Source organism: Curtobacterium pusillum, from assembly GCF_007673235.1.
Classification (GTDB): Bacteria; Actinomycetota; Actinomycetes; order Actinomycetales; family Microbacteriaceae; genus Curtobacterium; species Curtobacterium pusillum_C.
The window spans coordinates 114,046-134,121 of the sequence record NZ_VDZH01000003.1 but is presented as its reverse complement, the minus strand read 5'-3'; the positions used below and the strand labels follow the sequence as shown (position 1 = coordinate 134,121).

Below are 20,076 nucleotides of genomic sequence, written 5' to 3'. Positions count from 1 at the left end.
CGATCCTCCCAGACGGGAACGGACCGAGCGGCCCGAGCCGGGTCAGACCGCCGCGGTCGTGGTGGACGCGCCCGTCCAGTCGCCCGTCGCCAGGTACTCGACCTTCTTGGCGATCGACACCGCGTGGTCCGCGAAGCGCTCGTGGTACCGGGAGGCCAGGGTCGCGTCGACGGTGTCGATCGGGTTGCCCTTCCACGTCTCGCCGAGCACGAAGTCGAAGACGCTGGCGTGCAGCTCGTCGACGGCGTCGTCCTCGTCGCGGATCTCGGCCGAGAGCGTGATGTCCTCGGTGGCGAGCAGGCGGGTGAGCTTCTGCGCCATCGCGACGTCGTGCGCACCCATCTTCTTGAAGGTGCCGCGCAGACCCTTCGGCACGACCTTCTCGGGGAAGCGCTGGCGGGCGAGCTGCGCGATGTGCTCGGCCATGTCGCCCATGCGCTCGAGCGAGGAGCTGACACGGAGTGCGGTGACGACGACGCGGAGGTCGCGGGCAACCGGCGCCTGGCGGGCCAGGATGTCGATGGCGATCTCGTCGAGGCTGTTCGCCGCCTCGTCGATCTTGGCGTCGTCGGCGATCACCTCCTCGGCGAGGGCGACGTCGGAGTCGCTGAAGGCCTGCGTGGCCCGGGTGATGGCGGACTCGACGAGCCCGGCGATCTCGGTCAGTCGCTCCTGGACGTCCTGGAGTTCCTGCTGGAAGACTTCGCGCATGGGGGAGTACCTCTCTCTGCGTACCGGTCGAGTGTTGTCAGGTCAGGTGAACGAACGGTGACGTGCGGTTGAACGCTTCGCGATCCTCCGGCGGGATCGCCCCGGACGGGGGTGAACGGGGTCCGAACCCCGCGTGACCATCCCTACACTGACGGCATGGACAACGCGTGGCTCGTGCCACTGTCGATGCTCCTCGGCGGGGTCTTCGGCGCGGGCGTCGTGGTGCTGATCATCACCGCCGAGCGCACGGCTCGTGCAGCAGACGTCGCCGAGCGCACCCTGCCGGACGGCGTCGCCGCGGTCATCGCCACGATGCACAACCCGGCCGTGGTGGTCGACCCGTCGAACACCGTCGTGGCCGCGTCCCCGCAGGCGCTGACGGTGGGGCTCGTGGTGCGGCGGAAGCTCGTGCACCGGGAGCTCGCCGACCTCGTCGACCGGGTGCGCAAGAGCGGCGAGATGGGGGCTGAGGACCTCGAGCTGCCCCGCGGGCGGGGCAGTGACCAGATCGGTTACCTGAGCTTCCGGGCCGCGCAGCTCGGCAACCGGTACGTCCTCGTCACCGCGGACGACCTCACCGAGAGCAAGCGCATCGACGAGGTCCGACGGGACTTCGTCGCGAACATCTCGCACGAGCTGAAGACCCCGATCGGCGCCATCGGCCTGTTGTCCGAGACCCTCGTCGCCGCGGCGGACGAACCCCAGCACGTGCGGAAGTTCGCGGCGCAGCTCGTCACCGAGTCCGAGCGGCTGGCGGCGCTGACGAAGGACATCATCGAGCTCTCCCGCCTGCAGTCCGTCGACGCGCTCGAGAACAGCGAGGAGACGTCGATCGACCGCATCGTGCAGGCCGCGGTCGACGCGAACGAGATCGTCGCCCGGGCACGGGACATCGAGCTGGTGCGGGCGAAGAAGTCGAAGCTCCGCGTGATGGGTGACCCCGGGCTGCTGCAGATCGCGGTGTCGAACCTCATCGCGAACGCGGTGAAGTACTCCCCGGACGGCACCCGCGTCGGCGTGGGCGTCCGGTCCGCCAAGGGCTTCGTCGAGATCGCCGTCACCGACCAGGGCGTCGGCATCCCCGAGGCCGACCTCGACCGGGTGTTCGAACGCTTCTACCGCGTCGACCCCGCCCGCTCCCGTGCCACCGGCGGCACCGGGCTGGGCCTCGCGATCGTCAAGCACGTGGTGGGCAACCACGGCGGCGACGTCCGCGTGTGGTCGCAACCCGGCAAGGGCTCGACCTTCACCATCCGTCTCCCCGAGGCGGACACCGAACTGACCACAGCACTCGAAGAGCAACTGGAAGAGCAGCAATCGTGACCAAGATCCTCATCGTCGACGACGAGCCGGCCCTGAGCGAGCCCCTGGAGTTCCTGCTGCAGCGCGAGGGGTACGACACCTCCGTCGCTGCGGACGGCGTGACCGCGCTGTCGAAGTTCGACGCGGAGAACCCCGACCTGGTGCTGCTCGACCTGATGCTGCCGGGGCTGTCCGGCACGGAGGTCTGCCGGCAGATCCGGACCCGCTCGAACATCCCGATCATCATGCTGACGGCGAAGGACTCCGAGGTGGACATCGTCGTCGGGCTGGAGCTCGGCGCCGACGACTACGTGACGAAGCCGTACTCGACCCGCGAGCTCCTGGCGCGCATCCGTGCCGTGCTCCGTCGTCGGACCGAGGACGACCCGGCGGACAGCGGGATCCTGCAGGTGGGCGGCATCCGGATGGACGTCGAGCGGCACACGGTCGCGGTGGACGGCTCCGAGACGCCGATGCCACTCAAGGAGTTCGAGCTCCTCGAGCTGCTCCTCCGGAACGCCGGGCGCGTGCTCACCCGCGGGCAGCTCATCGACCGGGTCTGGGGGTCGGACTACTTCGGTGACACGAAGACGCTCGACGTGCACATCAAGCGCATCCGGTCGAAGATCGAGCGCGTCCCGAGCGCTCCGGAGATCCTCGTGACCGTCCGGGGGCTCGGCTACCGCATCGAGGGCTGACGCGCCGGGCCGCAGCCTGCGGGTCGCGCCGTGCACACGCGTCGCGCCCCGCGCGCAGCGCAACCGACTGGAGGCCCGGTGCGAGTCCATGGGACTCGCACCGGGCCTCCAGTCTGAAGCGGCTGGTACCTACGGGTTGATCGGGACGTCCGTCGGCGACTCGGCCGGGAGGGTGACCTCCGACGTCGGCGTCGCGGTGGGCGCGAGCGTCGCGTACTCCTCCTGCGAGCTGGTGAGCACCGGCACGCTGGCGGAGACGCCCTCGGCGCCCGAGTAGGAGAAGTAGACCTTGACGAGCGCGCCGGGCTTGGCGTCTGCACCGTCGAAGTCGAGCGTGTCGTGCTTGGCGTCGTTGGCGAGGTCGACGTGGCCGCTGGCCGGGACCTCGACGGTCTCGGTGTCGCCGCCGATCTCGACGGACACGGTGATGTCGTCCGACTCGTCGTTGTTCACGAGCGTGCCGATGAAGCGGGCGCCCTCGCCGTCGTCGGAGATGAGCAGCGCGTTGCGGACGTCGATCTTGCCCGTCGACACGTTCACACCGTCGGTGATCTGCTTGATCTCCGTGGTCTGTGCGGGCGACATGAACTCGCAGCCGGTGGCGCCGAGCGCGATGGTTGCCGCAACGGCGACGGACACGAGTACCCGAGCTCGCAAGAGATTCCTCCGGAAGATCACGATGTGGACCGGACGGTCCGACGACCATCCTACCGATCGGCGGGGGTGCCAGGTGTTAGGTGCCCCTTACCCGAAAACTGCTTGTGGTAAACTGGGTGTCTCGGAACGGAGCCTGATACATGCAATTCGAGGTCGGCGAGACCGTGGTCTACCCCCATCACGGGGCGGCAACCATCTCTGAAGTGAAGACGCGCGTCATCAAGGGCGAGGAAAAGGTCTACCTGAAGCTGCGGGTCACCCAGGGTGACCTGACGATCGAGGTGCCGGCGGACAACGTCGACCTGGTCGGTGTCCGCGACGTGATCGGCAAGGAGGGACTCGACAAGGTGTTCGAGGTCCTGCGTGCTCCGTTCACCGAGGAGCCCACGAACTGGTCCCGGCGGTACAAGGCGAACCTCGAGAAGCTCGCGTCGGGTGACGTCATCAAGGTGTCCGAGGTCGTCCGCGACCTCTGGCGTCGCGACCAGGACCGCGGGCTCTCCGCGGGGGAGAAGCGGATGCTCGCCAAGGCGCGGCAGATCCTCATCTCCGAGCTGGCGCTGGCCGAGAAGACCGACGAGGACAAGGCATCGACCGTCCTCGACGAGGTCCTCGCCTCCTGAGCGCACCGAACCACTGAACACGACCTCGACCGTTCTGTTCCCCGAAGGGGTGGACAGGGCGGTCGTCGTCGTTGCGGCCGGGTCCGGCACACGACTGGGCATCGGCACGGCGAAGGCGTTCGTCCCCGTGGCCGGCACGCTCATGCTCGCGCGGGCGCTCGAGCCGCTGTTCGCCCTGGCGTCGCCGACGCTCGTCGTCGTGGTCGCGCCCGCTGCGTTGCTCGACGACTGTCGACAGGTGGTCGCCTCGGTCGCCGGGGCTGCGGTCGCGTACACGGCGGTGGTGCCGGGAGGCACGGATCGCCACGGCTCGGTCGAGGCCGGCCTGGCAGCCCTGCCGGACTCCGTCACCTCGGTCCTGGTGCACGACGCCGCTCGGTGCCTGACGCCGACGGTGCAGTTCGACCGGGTCTTCGATGCGGTCGCCGAGTCGCTCGCCGACGGGTCGCCTGCCGGGTTCGTCCCGGCGCTGCCCGTCACGGACACCGTCAAACGCGTCGACGGTGACGTCGTCGTCGAGACCGTCGACCGTGCGGCACTCGTCGGGGTGCAGACGCCTCAGGGTTTCCCGCTCGCCGCGCTCCGGCAGGCGTACGCGGTGTCGTCGCAGTCCGAGACCGACGATGCGGGGGTGTTCCAGGCGGCGGGCGGCACGGTGCGCTCCGTCCCGGGCGACGCCGACGCCTTCAAGATCACCACCCCGTGGGACCTCGGACGGGCGGAGTCGATCGTCCGCGCGCGGTCCGGATCCCCCGCTCCGGCGGACACCCGGGTCGGCCTCGGCGTCGACGTGCACGCCTTCGACGAGGCCGCTCCGTGCCGGGTCGGGCTGCTCGACTTCCCGGGCGAGGCCGGTCTCTCCGGCCACAGCGACGGGGACGCCGTCGCGCACGCGGTGTGCGACGCCCTGCTCTCGGCGGGCGGCCTCGGCGACATCGGCGGGACGTTCGGTACGTCGGACCCCGCGTACGCCGGTGCGGCTGGCGACGTCTTCGTCCGGGGCGCGGTCGGTCTCCTCGCTGAAGCGGGCATGGTCCCGGTGTCCGTCACCGTGCAGGTGATCGGCAACCGCCCGCGGATCGGTGCCCGCCGGACCGAGATGCAGGACGCCCTCGCGGCCGTCGTCGGGGCTCCGGTCGCCGTCTCCGGCACGACGACCGACGGCCTCGGCTTCACCGGCCGCGGTGAAGGGCTCGCCGCGATCGCAACAGCCGTCGTCCGGGCGTCCTGACGTCCTAGGCTTGGGGCGTGACCGTTCGCCTCTACGACTCCCGCGCCGCTGCCGTCGTCGACCTCGTCCCGCTGGTCGACGGACACGTGAGCATGTACGTCTGCGGGCCGACGGTGCAGTCGTCGCCGCACATCGGTCACCTCCGCTCCGCGCTCGTCTACGACGTCTGGCGCCGCTGGCTGAGCCACCGCGGGTACCGGGTCACGCTCGTGCGGAACGTCACCGACATCGACGACAAGGTGCTCGACCTGGCCGCCGGCACCGACGAGGAGTGGTTCGCGCGCGCGTACCGCGTCGAGCTCGAGTTCACCGCGGCGTACACCGCGCTCGGCATCCTGCCCCCGACCTACGAGCCGCGCGCGACCGCCAGCGTGCCGCAGATGCACGACATCATCGAGCGGCTGATCGAGCGCGGCCACGCCTACGCGGCGGCCGACGGCTCCGGCGACGTCTACTTCGACACCGGCAGCTGGGACTCGTACGGCGCGTTGACCCACCAGCGGCGTGAGGACATGGTCGAGGCCGCCGACGCCGACCCCCGCGGCAAGCGCGATCCTCGCGACTTCGCGCTCTGGAAGGGCGCCAAGCCCGGTGAGCCGTCGACCGCGAACTGGGACTCGCCCTGGGGCCCCGGCCGTCCGGGCTGGCACATCGAGTGCTCGGCGATGTCCCGGCGCTACCTCGGACCGGCGTTCGACATCCACGGCGGTGGACTCGACCTCCGCTTCCCCCACCACGAGAACGAACTCGCGCAGTCGACCGCCGCGGGGGACCCGTTCGCTTCGTACTGGCTGCACAACGGCCTGGTCTCGGTCGACGGGCAGAAGATGTCGAAGTCGCTCGGCAACTCGGTCTTCGCCGCGGACATGCTCGGCTCCGCCCGGCCCATCGTCGTCCGGTACGCCCTCGGCGCCGCCCACTACCGCTCCACGATCGACCACCACGACGGCTCCCTCGCCGAGGCCGAGGCGGCGCTCGACCGGATCGCCGGCTTCCTCGCACGTGCCCAGACCCGGCTCGAGGGGGTCTCACTGACCGACGCTCCGGGGGTGCCCGACGCCTTCGCGGGAGCCATGGACGACGACCTCTCGGTGCCCCAGGCGCTCGCCGTGCTGCACGAGACCGTCCGCGCGGGGAACGCCGCCCTGGACACCGACGATGCGGAAGCGGTCGGAACCGCGTACCATCAGGTGGCCGCGATGGTCGAGGTGCTCGGCATCGACCCGCGGGCCGACCACTGGTCCGGCGGCGGCCACGACGCATCGGCCGCACCACTCGCAGCCCTCGTCGAACGCCTCGTGCAGGAGCGTTCCGACGCCAGGGCGGCACGCGACTTCGCCACGGCCGACCGTGTGCGCGACGATCTCGCATCCGCGGGCATCACCATCGAAGACACCGCAGCTGGTACACGCTGGAGCATCGCCTGACAACGGCAGTGCCGGACAGGAGAGAGCAATGAAGAACGTCTCGGGGAGCAAGAAGGGCCGGCCCGGCGCCGTCCGCTCCGGCCGCAAGGGCAACAAGCAGGTCGGCTCCGGCGGTCAGGGCGCCCAGGCGCTCGAGGGTCGCAAGCCGACCCCGAAGGCCGAGGACCGCCCGTACCACCCGGCAGGCAAGCGCAAGGCCGCCAAGGAGCGCTACGAGAACGCTCGTGGCCGTCACGGTGCGTCGAGCTCGCCGCAGCAGCGCACCGGCCGTCCGCCGCAGCGGAAGACGGACGACTCCGAGCTGGTCACCGGCCGCAACTCGGTGCTCGAGGCCCTGCGCACGAAGACCCCCTCCACGACGCTGTACGTCGCCGCCCGCATCGAGGTCGACGACCGCGTCAAGGAGATCCTGGCGCTCGCCAACCACCGCGGCGTGCCGATCATGGAGATCATGCGTCCGGAGCTCGACCGCATCACGGGGCACGACAGCGTGCACCAGGGTGTCGCGCTCAAGGTGCCGGCGTACGAGTACGCCGTGGCCGAGGACCTCGTCGAGCGCGCCTTCGCCAAGGACGAGGTGCCGCTGGTCGTCGCACTCGACGGCATCACCGACCCGCGCAACCTCGGTGCGATCATCCGCTCCACGGCGGCCTTCGGCGGGCACGGCGTCATCGTCCCGCAGCGTCGCTCCGTCGGCGTGACGGCGTCCGCGTGGAAGACCAGTGCCGGTGCCGCTGCGCGCACCCCAGTCGCGATGGCCCCGAACCTGACCCAGACCCTGAAGTCCCTCAAGTCGATGGGGCTGTTCGTGCTCGGCCTCGACGGTGACGGCGACGTGGAGCTCGACGGCCTCGAGCTCGCCGACCGTCCGATCGTGATCGTCGTCGGTTCGGAGGGCAAGGGCCTGTCGCGCCTCGTCACCGAGACCTGCGACGCGATCGTGTCGATCCCGATCTCGAGCGCGACGGAGTCCCTCAACGCGGGCATCGCCGCGAGCGTCACCCTGTGGGAGGTCGCCCGGCGCCGTCGCGCCGAGTAGCCCGCACACTCCGCCTGGTCGAATCGGGCGTGCCTGGTCGTTCGTTCCGACCAGGTACGCCCGTTTCCTCGTTCCATCGCGGTCGTTCTGGGAAGGAACGGACTCGGCGCGGGGGAGTCACGGGGTAGGCCTGCGCTGGCGACCCGACCCGCGCCTCCAGGCCGGCGACGCTCACCGCGACCGCCTGCCGGAACCGGGCGTGCCTGGTCGAATCGGGCGTACCCGGTCGTTCGTTCCGACCAGGTACGCCCGTTTCCACGTTCCATCGCGGTCGTTCTGGGAAGGAACGGACGCGATCGAGAGCGCGCGTCAGACGGTGGCGCGCCAGTCCTCGACGTCGTCGGGTGACGCCGGCGCAGCGTCGTCGACGACGGGGATCGGCAGCGTCATGGACGACGTCGGCGGGTTGATCAGCAGCCGCTCGTCGCGACGGTGCCGCAGCACGTCGTTGATGTACGCCGTCGTGGCCTCGGGGAGCGACACCGAGCGCTCTTCCTCCTGGGACATGAACCAGCGGTGCTCGAGCAGCTCGTGGAAGACCTCGGCGGGTTCGAGCCGGCCCCGGAGGTCCCGCGGGATCGACCGGATGACCGGTTCGAACACGCGTGAGACCCACTCGTGCGCCACCATCTCCTCGTCGAGCTGGTCGCGGCCGTTGCGCGCTCGGTACGAGTCGAGGTCGTTGAGCAGACGCCGCGCCTGGTTCTCGCCGGCGTCGAGGCCGGTCAGCCGCAGCAGACGGCGCTGGTGGTGGCCGGCGTCGACGACCTTCGGCTGGATCCGCACCTGCGAGCCACCCTCGGTCGTGTGGATCGAGAGCTCCTCGATGTCGAAGCCGAGCGCGTTGAGTCGTTCGACGCGGTCGTTGATCCGCCAGCGCTCCTTGATGTCGAACTGCTCGGTGCCCGTCAGTTCCTTCCAGAGCGTCCGGTACTGCGCGACGATCCGGTTCGAGACGTCCACGGCGTCGGCGTTCTCGTCGAGTCGCCCGCCGGCCTCGAGGTCGAGGAGCTCCCCGGCGATGTTCACGCGGGCGACCTCGAGGTCGTTCTCCCGCTGCCCGTTCGAGAGACCGCCCGGGTAGAGCTTGCCGGTCTCCGCGTCGACGAGGTACGCCGCGAACGAGCCCGCGTCGCGCCGGAACAGGGTGTTCGACAGCGAGACGTCACCCCAGTAGAAGCCGATCACGTGCAGACGGACCAGCAGCAGTGCGAGGGCGTCGACGAGGCGCGTCGCGGTCTCCGGACGGAGCGTCTGCGAGTACAGCGCACGGTACGGCAGCGAGAACCGCAGGTGCCGCGTGACGAGGACGGGGTGCAGCGGCTCGCCGTCCGCACTGACCCGGCCGGTGATGACGGCGACGGGGTCGACGCACGGCACGTCCATGCGCTGCAGCGTGCGGAGCATCTCGTACTCGGACCGAGCGATCTCCTCGCCAGTCTCCTTCACGGCGGCGACGTAGCCGCTGAGGTGCACGAACCGGACGAGGTGCCGCGAGATGCCCTTCGGCAGCGCGACGATCGTGTCGTCCGGCCAGTCGGCGAGCGGCAGGTCCCACGGGAGGTCGAGGAGGCCGGGATCGACCGAGGCTGCGGTGATGGACATCGAGTCGGTCACGATGGGTTCCTCTGGGTGCGTGCGAACGGTGGGACGGACGGGAGGCGCGGTGCCAGCTGGCACCGCGCCTCCTGTTGGTGGTCTTCCAGCGTTACGCGCTGACCACGGCCTTGTCGTCGAGGCGTTCGCCCGACTCGGTGTCGAAGGCGTGCACGTGACCCTGCTTCGGCGTCACCACGATGGTGTCGCCGATCGAGGGGTGCGAGCGACCGTCGACGCGGGCGACGATGTCGACGCGCGAGCCCTTGACGTCGGCGTGACCGTAGAGGTAGCCGTCGGCGCCGAGTTCCTCGACCACGTCGACCGTGACCGGCAGGCCCTCGCCCGACTGCGCCACGACGACGTCCTCGGGGCGGATGCCGACCGTGATGTTCCCGGAGCGCGCGTTGGAGAGCGTGTCGCGGTCGATCGGGTGGTTCAGCGAGCCGAACTTGATGCCGCCCTCGACCACGTCGGCCGGGAGCAGGTTCATCGCCGGCGAGCCGATGAAGCCCGCGACGAAGACGTTGTTCGGCTTCTCGTACAGGTCACGCGGCGAGCCGACCTGCTGCAGGATGCCGTCCTTGAGCACCGCGATGCGGTCACCCATGGTCAGCGCCTCGGTCTGGTCGTGCGTGACGTAGACCGTGGTGACGCCGAGACGACGCTGCAGCGAGGCGATCTGGGTGCGGGTCTGGACGCGGAGCTTGGCGTCGAGGTTCGACAGCGGCTCGTCCATGAGGAACACCTGCGGCTGACGGACGATCGCACGGCCCATCGCGACGCGCTGACGCTGACCACCCGAGAGGGCCTTCGGCTTGCGGCCGAGGTACTGCTCGAGGTCGAGGAGCTTCGCTGCCTCCTGCACGCGGGTGGCGCGCTCTTCCTTGCCGACGCCGGCGATCTTGAGCGCGAAGCCCATGTTCTCGGCGACGGTCATGTGCGGGTACAGCGCGTAGTTCTGGAACACCATCGCGATGTCGCGGTCCTTCGGCGGGACGTCGGTGACGTCGCGGTCGCCGATGCGGATGGCGCCGGAGTTGACCTCTTCGAGGCCGGCCAGCATGCGCAGCGAGGTGGACTTGCCGCAGCCCGACGGGCCGACGAGGACGAGGAACTCGCCGTCGGCGACGTCCAGGTCGAGGGAGTCGACCGCGGGACGGTTGCCTCCGGGGTAGAGACGGGTTGCCTTGTCATAGGTGACGGACGCCATGAGCGTTCGGTCCTTCCTTCACCGGCAGGTACGTGCCGGACGATCCGAGTGAAGCGGTTGCCCGTGCGGGCCCCGGATGGTCGCCGTCGACCATCGAGGTTCATACAACACGATCTCCGCCGGGTGCGCCAGTGTTCCCACCTGGTTGGGTGGTTCCCATCGGGCCCCGCTACGATCGGCGGGTCCGTCCGCCGAGCGGGGAAGGCCGTGCGGACGACGACCAAGTGAGGACCAGGACGCATGACCAACCGCCCCGAGGGTGACTCCCGCGCCGAGCGGAACGAACGACGCGAAGCAGCGCGGCAGCGTGCCCAGCGAGCCCGCACCCAGCAGAAGCGACGCCAGCGTGGCTTCCGGCTCGGCCTGCAGATCGGCCTCGGCGTCGTGCTGCTGGCCGCCGCGACGATCGTGACGCTCGTCCTCGTCGACTCCGTGAAGCCCGCCGGACCGGGCCCGTCGAACATGTCCCAGGGCGGGATCACGATCGGGCAGGACCTCAAGGCCGTCACCGCGTCGTCCCAGTCGCCGGCACCGACCGCCACCGACGGCTCGGGTGCGGTCCGCATCACCATGTACATCGACTACCTCTGCCCGACGTGCGGCCAGTTCGAGAAGGCCAACGGCGACTACATCGAGAGCCTCGTCGACTCCGGTGCGGCCACGGTGGACATCCACCCCGTCGCGACGCTGTCGAACCGCTCGCAGGGCACGAAGTACTCGCTCCGGGCGGCGAACGCCGCCGCCTGCGTCGCCGACCACTCGCCGAACCAGTTCTTCGCGGTGAACGCCGCCCTGTTCGCGAAGCAGCCCGAGCAGGGCACGGCGGGGCTGACGGATGCCCAGCTCACCCGGGTCGTCACCGGTGTCGACGGCCTGCAGCAGCGTTCGGCGATCACGAAGTGCATCGAGGACCAGACGTTCAGCAAGTGGGTCGACGAGCGCACGACTTCGGTCGTCGGTGGCGACGTGCCGGGTTCGTCGTCGGGGGAGTTCCCGGGTGTGCCGCTCGTGCTCGTGAACGGGCAGCGCTACGAGCTCACGTCACCGATCACGAACGACGACTTCCGCACCTTCGTGGTGACGGCGGCGGGGGCGACCGAGTCCACCCCGACGCCGACCCCGAGCGCCACGCCGACCGGGACCCCGACCCCGAGCGCGACGCCTTCCAGCTGATCGGGGTGGCTAGAGGGACGACCCCGGGACGCTGAACGTGTCGCACGAGGTCGCACCCCGCTGGTAGCCGCGCATGAACCAGTTCTGCCGCTGCTCGCTCGACCCGTGCGTGAACGAGTCCGGGTCGACCCGGCCGCTCGACTTCTGCTGGATGCTGTCGTCGCCGACCGCACTCGCGGCGGACAGTGCGTCGTTGATCTCCGAGCGGGTGATCGGCTCGAAGAACGTCTCCCCGTTCGCGTCCTTCGTGTTCGCGGCGTCGCCGACCCAGGCGCCCGCGTAGCAGTCCGCCTGCAGCTCCACGCGGACGCTGCCCGACGATGCGCCGGTGCCCGAGCGGTCCGTGCTGGCGAAGGCACCCTGCAGCTGCTGGACGTGGTGGCCCCACTCGTGCGCCACGACGTACATCTGGGCGAGCGGACCCCCGGAGGACCCGTACTTCGACTGCAGGTCGTCGTAGAACGCGGTGTCGAGGTAGATCGCGCGGTCCGGCGGGCAGTAGAACGGCCCGGTCGCCGCCGAGGCCTGTCCGCACCCGGTGTCGGTCGACCCGCTGAAGAGCACGAACCCGGGCGAGGTGTAGGAGATCCCGAGCTTGCCGGCCTCGGACGTCCAGTACCCGTCGAGCGACTCGGCGGCGCCCTCCATCCGGCACTCCACCTTGAGGTTGGCGTCCCGGCCGGTCCGGCACTCGCTCGCCGCGTCGACGGTCTCGCCCTGCTGCTGGATCTGCGTCGTCCCGGCACCGTCGCCGAGGAGGGCGCCGAGATCGAGGTCGCCGCCCGTGAAGACGTTGAGGAGCAGTACGACGATCGCGCCGACACCGACGACACCGCCGCCCGCGACCGCGGCGGTGCGACCGCGCCGCTTGACCTTCCCGCCCTTGAGCTGCGAGTCCTCGTTGAACGTCATGCCCCGAATGTACGGCTCGGAGGGGTCCCGCGTACCGTCGGGAACGTCGGTGATCCCGACACATGTCGTACAACCCGGAAGGAACCACACCATGGCCACCCCCATCAGCACCGTGATGAGCCCCGCCCGTTACGTCCAGGGCAAGGACGCGATCACCCGCGTCGGCGAGTTCGTCGCACCGATCGGGAAGCGCCCGCTCATCGTCGCCGACGACGTCGTCTGGGGGATCGTCGAGTCGGCCGTCCGGACGAGCTTCGACGCGGCCGGGCTGCCGGTCGAGCGGGTCGGGTTCGGACGGTTCGCGACGCCGCAGGCCATCGACGACCTCGTGACGAAGATCGGCGAGACCGAGGCGGACGTGATCGTCGGCCTCGGCGGTGGTTCGGCCATCGACGCGGCGAAGGCCTCGGGCCACCTGGCGGGCATCCGGTGGGCGAGCGTCCCGACGGCGGCGAGCACCGACGCCCCGACCTCGGCGCTCGCGGTCGTCTACTCCGAGGAGGGCGAGTTCATCGAGTACCGCTTCTTCCCGCACAACCCGGACCTCGTCCTCATCGACACGAAGCTCGTCGCGAACGCCCCCGTGCAGTTCCTCGTCGCGGGCATCGGCGACGCGCTCGCCACCTGGGTCGAGGCTCGTGCCGCCAAGCGCGCGCACGCGGACACCATGGCCGGCGGACTGCAGACCGAGACCGGTGTCGCGCTCGCCGAGCTGTCCTGGAAGCTGCTGCACGAGAACGCCCTGCAGGCCATCGAGGCGGTCAAGGCGAAGGTCGTCACCCCCGCGCTCGAGAAGGTCGTCGAGGCGAACACGCTGCTCTCCGGCCTCGGGTTCGAGTCGGGTGGCCTCGCCGCCGCGCACGCCATCCACAACGGGCTGACCGCGGCACCGCAGGCGCACGGCCTCGCCCACGGGCAGAAGGTCAACGTCGGGACGATCGCGCAGCTCGTGCTCGAGGGTGCACCGGCCGAGGAGATCGAGGACTTCGTCGTCTTCACCACCAAGGTCGGCCTGCCGAACACCCTGACCGAGATCGGCCTGACCGTCGATGACACGAAGGAACTGCGCGCCGTGGCCGAGGCCGCGACCGTCGAGGGCGAGACCATCCACAACATGCCCTTCCCGGTCACGCCGGAGCTCGTCGTGGACGCGCTCGTCGCGATCGAGGGCATCTCCCGGAGCATCCGCGCCGAGCACGGTCTGCCCGAGCCGGTGCTCTACCAGCACCACTGATCGGATCGGGGTCAGGTGCGGACGAGCGGCTCCGCCCGCGCCAGGTCCTCGCCGATCCCGACGTCCACCAGCTCGATCCGTCCGGCGAGGGTGGCGGCCGGCCCCATCAGGAGGCCGGCCTTCACCCCGCCGAAGGTGACCGTGACGTCGGCGTGCAGGACGTGGTCGTCGGCGATGCCGCCGGTGTCCACGTCGATGCCGCTCGGGACGTCCACCGCGACGACGAACGGCGCGCGCTGGTCACGAGCGAGTTCGCGGATCGCGTCGACGACCTCGCGTGCGGGGGAGCGGAGGGCCGCGGGCCCGTGCACGCCGATCCCGAGGATCCCGTCGAGGACGAGGTCCGCCTCGAGCGCGGCGGCGGTCGTGACGGCCGCCGGCCCGGCAGGGCCGGTGGGGTCGTCCAGGAGGCGCGCCCCGGCGTCCAGCGCCGCTGCCAGGCCCGCCTCGTGGATGCGTGAGCCGACCCGCAGGACCGCCACGTGCCTCCCGGCCGATGCGAGGCGAGCACCCGCGAACAGGGCGTCCCCGCCGTTGTCGCCGCTGCCCACCAGCAGGAGGACCGACCCCGGTCCGTCACCCGGCCGCACGGCCGGGTCGTCGAGCAGGCCGCCGACGATCCGCGCCAGTCCGTCGGCCGCGCGCTGCATGAGGGGTTCGCCCGCGTCGAGGTGCGGCCGTTCCGCCGCCCGGATCTGATCGCCGCCGTAGCCGTCCATGGGACCACAGTGCCCCGGTAGCCTGGAGGGGACATGTCACTCGTCCCCGAAGCGCCCCGTCCCCGTTCCGTGATGTCCCCGGACGGCATGAAGATCGCCACCTACGACTTCGGCGACCCGGAGGCCCCGGCCGTCGTCGCAGTGCACGGGTTCGCCTCCGGTGCGCTGCTCAACTGGCACGCCTCGGGCTGGACCCGTGACCTCGTCCGCGCCGGCTACCGGGTCGTCGCCCTCGACCAGCGGGGGCACGGCGCGAGCTCGAAGCCGCGCGACCCCGGCGCGTACTCGATGGACCTGCTGGTCGCCGACGTGACCGCCGTCATCGACACCTACCTGCTCGACGACGTCGCCTACCTCGGGTACTCGCTCGGCGCCCGCGTCGGGTGGCACACCGCGGAGCGGATCCCGGACCGGATCACCCGGGCGGTGTTCGGCGGCATCCCGGACGCCGACCCGATGCGCCGCGTGCGGGTGGACCAGGCGAAGGCGTTCCTCGCCGACGGCACACCGATCGAGGACCGCGTGACGAACGGCTACCTGACGATGGCCGGGAACGTCGAGGGGAACGACCTCGCTGCCCTGGTCGCGATGGTCGAGGGCATGCGGGACAGCATCGAGCCGACGCCGTCGAACGCGCCCGCGCAGCCCGTGCTGATGGCCGCGGGCAGCGAGGACGGCATCAAGGACAGCGCCGTGCGGCTCGCGGCGGCGGCGCCGGACGCCTCGTTCTTCGAGATCCCGGGGCGGAACCACTTCAACGCGCCGACGTCGCGGGCGTTCCGCGAGGCAGCGATCGCGTTCCTGCAGGGCTGATGTCCGACCAGCGCTGACGTATCCGACCAGCGCTGAGGGGTACTCGTGGGTCCCCTCGGCGGGACCGTCCCGCGCGTACCGTCCCGGCCATGGACTACAGACTCCTCGGCAACAGCGGGACATCGGTGTCGACGCTGACCCTCGGCACCATGACGTTCGGCAGCGAAGCCGACGAACCCACCTCCCACACCATCATCGACACGTTCGTCGCCGCCGGTGGCACCCTGATCGACACGGCCGACGTGTACTCCGGCAACGAGTCGGAGCGGATCATCGGCCGCTGGCTCGCTGCGCACCCGACCGAGGCGCAGCAGGTCGTCCTCGCGACGAAGGGGCGCTTCCCCCAGGGCGACGGCCCGAACGACGTGGGGCTGTCCCGTCGGCACCTCCGCGTGGCACTGGACGCGTCCCTCGAGCGCCTCGGCGTCGAGCACATCGACCTGTACCAGATGCACGCGTGGGACGCGCTGACGCCGATCGAGGAGACCCTCCGCTTCCTCGACGACGCCGTGTCCGCCGGGAAGATCGGCTCGTACGGGTTCTCGAACTACCTCGGCCACCAGATCACCAAGGCGGTCTACGAGGCCAAGGCGCACGGTTGGGCGCCGCCGGTCACCCTGCAGCCGCAGTACAACCTGCTCGTCCGCGACATCGAGCACGAGATCGTCCCCGCGAGCCTCGACGCCGGGATCGGCCTGCTGCCCTGGTCGCCCCTGGCCGGCGGCTGGCTCTCCGGCAAGTACCAGCGCGACGAGGCCCCGACCGGGAACACCCGCCTCGGCGAGAACCCGCAGCGAGGCATGGAGGCGTGGGAGGCCCGCAACGGCGACGAGCGCACCTGGGCCGTCCTCGACGCGGTGTCCGCGATCGCCGACGCGCACGGGGCCTCGCGGTCGCAGGTCGCCCTCGCGTGGCTGCTCGCCCGGCCCGCGGTGACGAGCGTCATCCTCGGCGCGCGCACGGTGTCGCAGCTCGAGGACAACCTCGGCGCCGCGGACCTCGTGCTCGACCAGGCCGAGCTCGACACCCTCACCGAGGTGAGTGCGCCGCGGATCGACGACTACCCGTACGGCACGGCGGGCGTCGCGCAGCGCGAGCGGAAGATCACCGGCGGCCGCTGAGCGTCGGCTGTCCGGGTTCTGCGGCTTTCCGCGAGCTTCGACCCCGGTGTGGACACCGCGTTCAGTGCGGTGTCACCATCACTGCACGGCCGGCTGGTTACCGCGTCGAGCGCTCGGAACGCCCCCTGATCCGTGTTCCACGCGCCGAAGGCCCCGGGTGTTCCCACCCGGGGCCTTCGCATGCAGTGCGCCCGCACTGCGCAGGGCCGGCAGCGGGACTTGAACCCGCAACCCCCGTATTACAAGTACGGTGCGCTACCAATTGCGCCATGCCGGCTGACGCGCCCCATCCTAGCGGCGGGCGCGCCGGGGGTTCACTCGCCCGCGGGCTTCTCGGAGAAGTTCAGCGAGATCGAGTTCATGCAGTAGCGGTCACCCGTGGGGGTCCCGAAGCCGTCCGGGAACACGTGCCCGAGGTGCGACCCGCAGTTCGCGCAGCGGACCTCGGTGCGTGCCATGCCGAGGGAGTTGTCCTCGATCAGCTGCACGGCGTCCGGGTTCACCGACTCGTAGAACGACGGCCAGCCGCAGCCGGAGTCGAACTTCGTGCCGCTCTTGAACAGTTCCGCGCCGCAGGCCGCACACGTGTAGACGCCGGCGCGCTCCTCGTCGAGGAGTTCACCGGTCCAGGGGCGTTCGGTACCGGCCTGACGGAGGACGGCGTACTGGTCCGGGGAGAGTTCCTCGCGCCACTGGGCGTCGGACTTGTCGACGTTGTACGTCATTGTTTCCTCCTGCTTCCGGCCGGGCTCTTCCGGGGTGTTCCCGACCACTTCGGTAAACTCGCCACGATGTCCGAACATTCCGTGCACCACGCCCGTTGGGACCGTCTGACGACGGACGAACTGTACGGCATCGTGGTGCTGCGGAACCGCGTGTTCGCACTCGAACAACGCGTCACCGCCGAGGACTTCGACGGCCGTGACCGTGAACCGGACACCGAGCACTGGTGGTTCGGCACGGACGCCGATGCGGTTGGGTACCTCCGGCTGATCCGCCCGGCTCCCGACGAGGTCCACCCCGAGGGTGCGGAGCCGCCCGCGTGGCTGATCGGTCGGGTCGCCACCGATCCGCGGCACCGGGGTGAGGGGATCGCGGGTCGGCTGGTCGCCGCGGTGCTCGAGACGCACGGGCACGAGGCGTTCGTGCTGCACGCCCAGGAGTACGTCGCGGGCCTCTACGAGCGGCACGGCTTCACACGGTTCGGGACCCCGTACGACGAGGCCGGCATCCGCCACGTCGGCATGCACCGTCCCGGTCGCTGATGAACACGCGCGTCCGGTACGCCGCGTACGCGGAGCGCATCGCGGACGCCTCGCCGTCCTACGCGGCGTGGGCCAGATCGCTCGACGACGCCCTGGTGACGCTCCTGGACGAGGTCCCGGAGTCGAAGCGGCAGCCCGAGTTGGTCTTCGCGGTCGCGCGGCGGCTGGGTGCGGATCCGTCGGACCCCGGTGCGCTGCGCGCGCTCGGCCTGGAGGCACGACTCGCCCTGGTCACGGCCCTCGCCTCCGCCACGGTGCAGGCCAACGACCCACGGCGGCTCGCCCCGGTCGTCCCGTTGTTCGCGGCGCTCGCCGCGCGGGTGGGTCGGCCGCTCGGCCTGGTCGACGCGGGTGCTGCTGCGGGGCTCTGCTCGATCCCGGACCGGGTGACGCTCGACCACCGGAGCGGGGAGGAAGTCGTCCGGATCCGTACGGCGCCGAGCGGGCCGTCGGTGCACCTCACCGTGGACGTCTCCGGCGTCACCGTCCCGCCGACGACCACGCCGATCGACATCGCGGCGCGGATCGCCCTCGACCCGAACCCGATCGACCTCACCGAGCCGCACGCGTTCGACCGGCTGGTCGAGGCCGTCCCGCCCGAGGCGACGGACCGCACCGCCCTGATGCGCGAGGCGGCGCGCGCGACGCTCGCCGCGCCTCCAGTCCGTCTCCGGGGCACGCTGCCCGGCGACCTCGACCGCGCACTGGAGGCCCTGCCGGACGACGCCGTCCCGGTCGTCCTGACGACCGGGACGCTGGTCTACGTGCCCGGGGCGGACCGCCAGCGGTTCGTCGACCGGGTGCGCGACCGCGGTGCGCACTGGATCGCGCTCGAGCGGACGGGCATCCTCAGCGGCGTCGCGGCGACCCTGCCGGACGACGTCGACTCCGCCGATCCGGACGCGTTCGCGACCGCCTCGCTCGACGGGACGGCGATGGCCGTCTCCGACCCGTTCGGCGTCCGGGTGCGGTGGCTCCGCGATCCGAACCTGTGACCGGTCTTCGCGACAGTCCAGCGGCGTGCCAGGGTCCGGATGATCTCCACCCCTACGATGTGCGAGACCCGTTACCTCACCGTGATCGGAACCGCAGTGACCGCCACCCCTGTCGAGCTCGACGAGCTCGCCAAGCACGTGCTCGCCTTCGAGCACGACCGGGCACGGCACGACCGCACGAAGGAAGCGGAGATCCGGGTCGAGTTCGACATGTCGCCGGCGCGGTACTACCAGGTGCTGAACCGTGTGATCGACTCGCCCGCGGCGCTCGCGTACGACCCGCAGCTGGTCTCCCGGCTGCAGCGGCTCCGGCACGCGCGCACCAGTGCCCGGGCGGCGCGCAGCTTCGTCGCCCTCGGCGCAGCCCCCGAAGGACGTGAAGAGGAACGATGACGACGAGATACCCCCGAGACCGGTTCGACGACGTCGCCGACGGCCCGCGGGTCGGAGCGCACCGGGGTGCACAGCGCCGGGGCCGCGGCTGGATCGCGTTCGCCTGGGCTGCACTCGCCACGGGTGTCATCGTCGGGATCAGCGTCCTCGGGCTCGCGCTGCTGAACGGCAGCTACTCCTTCACCGGCTCGACCTCACCGTCGGCGTCGTCGTCGGCGTCCGCCACGTCGGAGCCCTCGTCGTCGCCGACCTCGTCCGCACCGGAGGCCCCCGCGGCCGGGACGCCCGCCGACCAGGGCACGACCAGCGTCGTCGTCCTGAACGGCACCACGACGACCGGGCTCGCGGCGAAGGCCAGCGCCACGCTGACCTCGGCCGGGTGGAAGGTCACGTCGACCGGGGACGCCGGCACCACGGGCACGACCGCGACGATCGTGTACTACCAGCAGACGGCGCAGGCCTCGGTCGCGCAGGGGATCGCGAAGTCCCTCGGCGTCACCGCGGTGCAGCAGTCGGCGGCGTTCCCGAATGCCGACATCTCTGTCGTGCTCGGCGCCGACTACGCCGGTTGATGCATTTGTGACGAGCGTGTTTCGGGCACGTTGATTCTTGTCGGAATCATCGTGAAAGAACGTCACACCCCTTGCCCTGTCGGCATTGTTCGGTAAGAGTCGTGCCAAGACGGCGACTGCGCCGTCCGGAACAGCACCACCGCAGGGAGCAAGAGATCATGGCCAACGGAACCGTGAAGTGGTTCAACGCCGAGAAGGGCTTCGGCTTCATCACCGTCGATGGAGGGGGCCAGGACGTGTTCGTGCACTACTCGGCAATCGACATGTCGGGCTACAAGGTCCTCGAGGAGGGCCAGGCAGTGACGTTCGACGTCGGCACCGGGTCGAAGGGGCCGCAGGCCGAATCGGTCCGTCCCGCCTGACCCGGCAACCACCTCGCGAA

Annotated in this window: 22 protein-coding genes and 1 tRNA gene; 15 read left to right on the top strand and 8 right to left on the bottom strand. The window is 70.7% G+C overall.

Annotated features, from left to right (window positions below; genetic code table 11):
* Positions 1-42: 42 nt before the first annotated feature.
* Entirely contained in the window at positions 43-711 is a 669-nt protein-coding gene (gene phoU / locus FS532_RS09015; protein ID WP_097181155.1) for a phosphate signaling complex protein PhoU, read from the bottom strand.
* A gap of 156 nt (positions 712-867) precedes the next feature.
* Here phoU and FS532_RS09010 point away from each other — a divergent pair, with 156 nt between their 5' ends.
* Both FS532_RS09010 and FS532_RS09005 read left to right on the top strand, forming a co-directional pair.
* A complete protein-coding gene (locus tag FS532_RS09010; protein ID WP_144752981.1) occupies positions 868-2,034 on the top strand; it encodes a sensor histidine kinase in 1,167 nt (388 codons plus the stop codon).
* Positions 2,031-2,711, top strand: coding sequence for a response regulator transcription factor (locus tag FS532_RS09005; protein ID WP_022906624.1), 681 nt, complete (start codon positions 2,031-2,033; stop codon positions 2,709-2,711). The genes FS532_RS09010 and FS532_RS09005 overlap by 4 nt, the downstream gene beginning before the upstream one ends.
* A 129-nt stretch (positions 2,712-2,840) precedes the next feature.
* On the opposite strand, the gene FS532_RS09000 is transcribed toward FS532_RS09005, so the two are convergent.
* Positions 2,841-3,350 (bottom strand): DNA modification methylase, encoded by a 510-nt coding sequence (locus tag FS532_RS09000; RefSeq protein ID WP_144752978.1) that lies wholly within the window; start codon positions 3,348-3,350, stop codon positions 2,841-2,843.
* A 158-nt stretch (positions 3,351-3,508) separates the two neighbouring features.
* Between FS532_RS09000 and FS532_RS08995 the strand changes: the two genes are divergently transcribed.
* Genes FS532_RS08995 through rlmB form a run of 4 tightly spaced genes read left to right on the top strand, consistent with a single transcriptional unit; the run spans position 3,509 to position 7,688 of the window.
* Positions 3,509-3,991 carry a CarD family transcriptional regulator gene (locus FS532_RS08995; RefSeq protein WP_017888066.1) on the top strand — a complete coding sequence of 161 codons (483 nt, stop codon included), beginning with the start codon at positions 3,509-3,511 and terminating at the stop codon, positions 3,989-3,991.
* 49 nt (positions 3,992-4,040) lie between these two features.
* Positions 4,041-5,222 carry a 2-C-methyl-D-erythritol 2,4-cyclodiphosphate synthase gene (ispF, locus tag FS532_RS08990; RefSeq protein WP_144752975.1) on the top strand — a complete coding sequence of 394 codons (1,182 nt, stop codon included), beginning with the start codon at positions 4,041-4,043 and terminating at the stop codon, positions 5,220-5,222.
* 17 nt (positions 5,223-5,239) lie between these two features.
* Positions 5,240-6,649, top strand: a complete 1,410-nt coding sequence (cysS, locus tag FS532_RS08985) for a cysteine--tRNA ligase (protein ID WP_144752972.1) — start codon at positions 5,240-5,242, stop codon at positions 6,647-6,649.
* Between the two features lie 28 nt (positions 6,650-6,677).
* On the top strand, positions 6,678-7,688 hold the full coding sequence (gene rlmB / locus FS532_RS08980) for a 23S rRNA (guanosine(2251)-2'-O)-methyltransferase RlmB (RefSeq protein WP_144752969.1): 1,011 nt from the start codon (positions 6,678-6,680) through the stop codon (positions 7,686-7,688).
* A 309-nt stretch (positions 7,689-7,997) separates the two neighbouring features.
* Here the strand turns inward: rlmB and FS532_RS08975 are convergent, their stop codons facing one another.
* Together FS532_RS08975 and FS532_RS08970 are read right to left on the bottom strand one after the other, a co-directional pair.
* Entirely contained in the window at positions 7,998-9,305 is a 1,308-nt protein-coding gene (locus FS532_RS08975; protein WP_144752966.1) for a DUF4032 domain-containing protein, read from the bottom strand.
* A gap of 91 nt (positions 9,306-9,396) precedes the next feature.
* Positions 9,397-10,497: an ABC transporter ATP-binding protein gene (locus FS532_RS08970; RefSeq protein ID WP_097181149.1), complete on the bottom strand. Its 1,101-nt coding sequence runs from the start codon at positions 10,495-10,497 to the stop codon at positions 9,397-9,399.
* A 240-nt stretch (positions 10,498-10,737) separates the two neighbouring features.
* On the opposite strand from FS532_RS08970, the gene FS532_RS08965 reads away from it, so the two are divergent.
* On the top strand, positions 10,738-11,670 hold the full coding sequence (locus FS532_RS08965) for a DsbA family protein (protein WP_144752963.1): 933 nt from the start codon (positions 10,738-10,740) through the stop codon (positions 11,668-11,670).
* 9 nt (positions 11,671-11,679) lie between these two features.
* Here FS532_RS08965 and ypfJ read toward each other — a convergent pair whose 3' ends face one another.
* Complete coding sequence (ypfJ, locus tag FS532_RS08960) at positions 11,680-12,582, bottom strand: KPN_02809 family neutral zinc metallopeptidase (RefSeq protein ID WP_144752960.1); 903 nt, start codon at positions 12,580-12,582, stop codon at positions 11,680-11,682.
* A gap of 91 nt (positions 12,583-12,673) precedes the next feature.
* On the opposite strand from ypfJ, the gene FS532_RS08955 reads away from it, so the two are divergent.
* Positions 12,674-13,816 (top strand): glycerol dehydrogenase, encoded by a 1,143-nt coding sequence (locus FS532_RS08955; RefSeq protein ID WP_144752957.1) that lies wholly within the window; start codon positions 12,674-12,676, stop codon positions 13,814-13,816.
* Positions 13,817-13,827: 11 nt separating this feature from the next.
* Here the strand turns inward: FS532_RS08955 and FS532_RS08950 are convergent, their stop codons facing one another.
* Positions 13,828-14,535, bottom strand: coding sequence for an NAD(P)H-hydrate epimerase (locus FS532_RS08950; RefSeq protein ID WP_144752954.1), 708 nt, complete (start codon positions 14,533-14,535; stop codon positions 13,828-13,830).
* A gap of 33 nt (positions 14,536-14,568) precedes the next feature.
* On the opposite strand from FS532_RS08950, the gene FS532_RS08945 reads away from it, so the two are divergent.
* Together FS532_RS08945 and FS532_RS08940 are read left to right on the top strand one after the other, a co-directional pair.
* On the top strand, positions 14,569-15,348 hold the full coding sequence (locus tag FS532_RS08945) for an alpha/beta fold hydrolase (protein WP_144752951.1): 780 nt from the start codon (positions 14,569-14,571) through the stop codon (positions 15,346-15,348).
* A gap of 89 nt (positions 15,349-15,437) precedes the next feature.
* Positions 15,438-16,469, top strand: coding sequence for an aldo/keto reductase (locus FS532_RS08940; protein WP_144752947.1), 1,032 nt, complete (start codon positions 15,438-15,440; stop codon positions 16,467-16,469).
* A gap of 204 nt (positions 16,470-16,673) precedes the next feature.
* Here FS532_RS08940 and FS532_RS08935 read toward each other — a convergent pair.
* A tRNA-Thr gene (locus FS532_RS08935) sits at positions 16,674-16,746 on the bottom strand.
* Positions 16,747-16,783: 37 nt separating this feature from the next.
* Positions 16,784-17,194 carry a peptide-methionine (R)-S-oxide reductase MsrB gene (gene msrB, locus FS532_RS08930; protein ID WP_144752944.1) on the bottom strand — a complete coding sequence of 137 codons (411 nt, stop codon included), beginning with the start codon at positions 17,192-17,194 and terminating at the stop codon, positions 16,784-16,786.
* 66 nt (positions 17,195-17,260) lie between these two features.
* On the opposite strand from msrB, the gene FS532_RS08925 reads away from it, so the two are divergent.
* The 5 genes from FS532_RS08925 (at position 17,261) to FS532_RS08905 (ending at position 20,056) form a co-directional block, all read left to right on the top strand.
* On the top strand, positions 17,261-17,734 hold the full coding sequence (locus FS532_RS08925) for a GNAT family N-acetyltransferase (protein WP_144752941.1): 474 nt from the start codon (positions 17,261-17,263) through the stop codon (positions 17,732-17,734).
* Positions 17,734-18,729, top strand: coding sequence for a DUF2332 family protein (locus FS532_RS08920; protein WP_144752938.1), 996 nt, complete (start codon positions 17,734-17,736; stop codon positions 18,727-18,729). Before FS532_RS08925 ends, FS532_RS08920 begins: the two co-directional genes overlap by 1 nt.
* Before the next feature lie 96 nt (positions 18,730-18,825).
* A complete protein-coding gene (locus FS532_RS08915) occupies positions 18,826-19,122 on the top strand; it encodes a DUF3263 domain-containing protein (protein WP_260852626.1) in 297 nt (98 codons plus the stop codon).
* Positions 19,119-19,694 carry a LytR C-terminal domain-containing protein gene (locus tag FS532_RS08910; RefSeq protein ID WP_144752935.1) on the top strand — a complete coding sequence of 192 codons (576 nt, stop codon included), beginning with the start codon at positions 19,119-19,121 and terminating at the stop codon, positions 19,692-19,694. The genes FS532_RS08915 and FS532_RS08910 overlap by 4 nt, the downstream gene beginning before the upstream one ends.
* A 158-nt stretch (positions 19,695-19,852) precedes the next feature.
* A complete protein-coding gene (locus tag FS532_RS08905; protein ID WP_022903461.1) occupies positions 19,853-20,056 on the top strand; it encodes a cold-shock protein in 204 nt (67 codons plus the stop codon).
* The last annotated feature ends 20 nt before the right edge of the window (positions 20,057-20,076 follow it).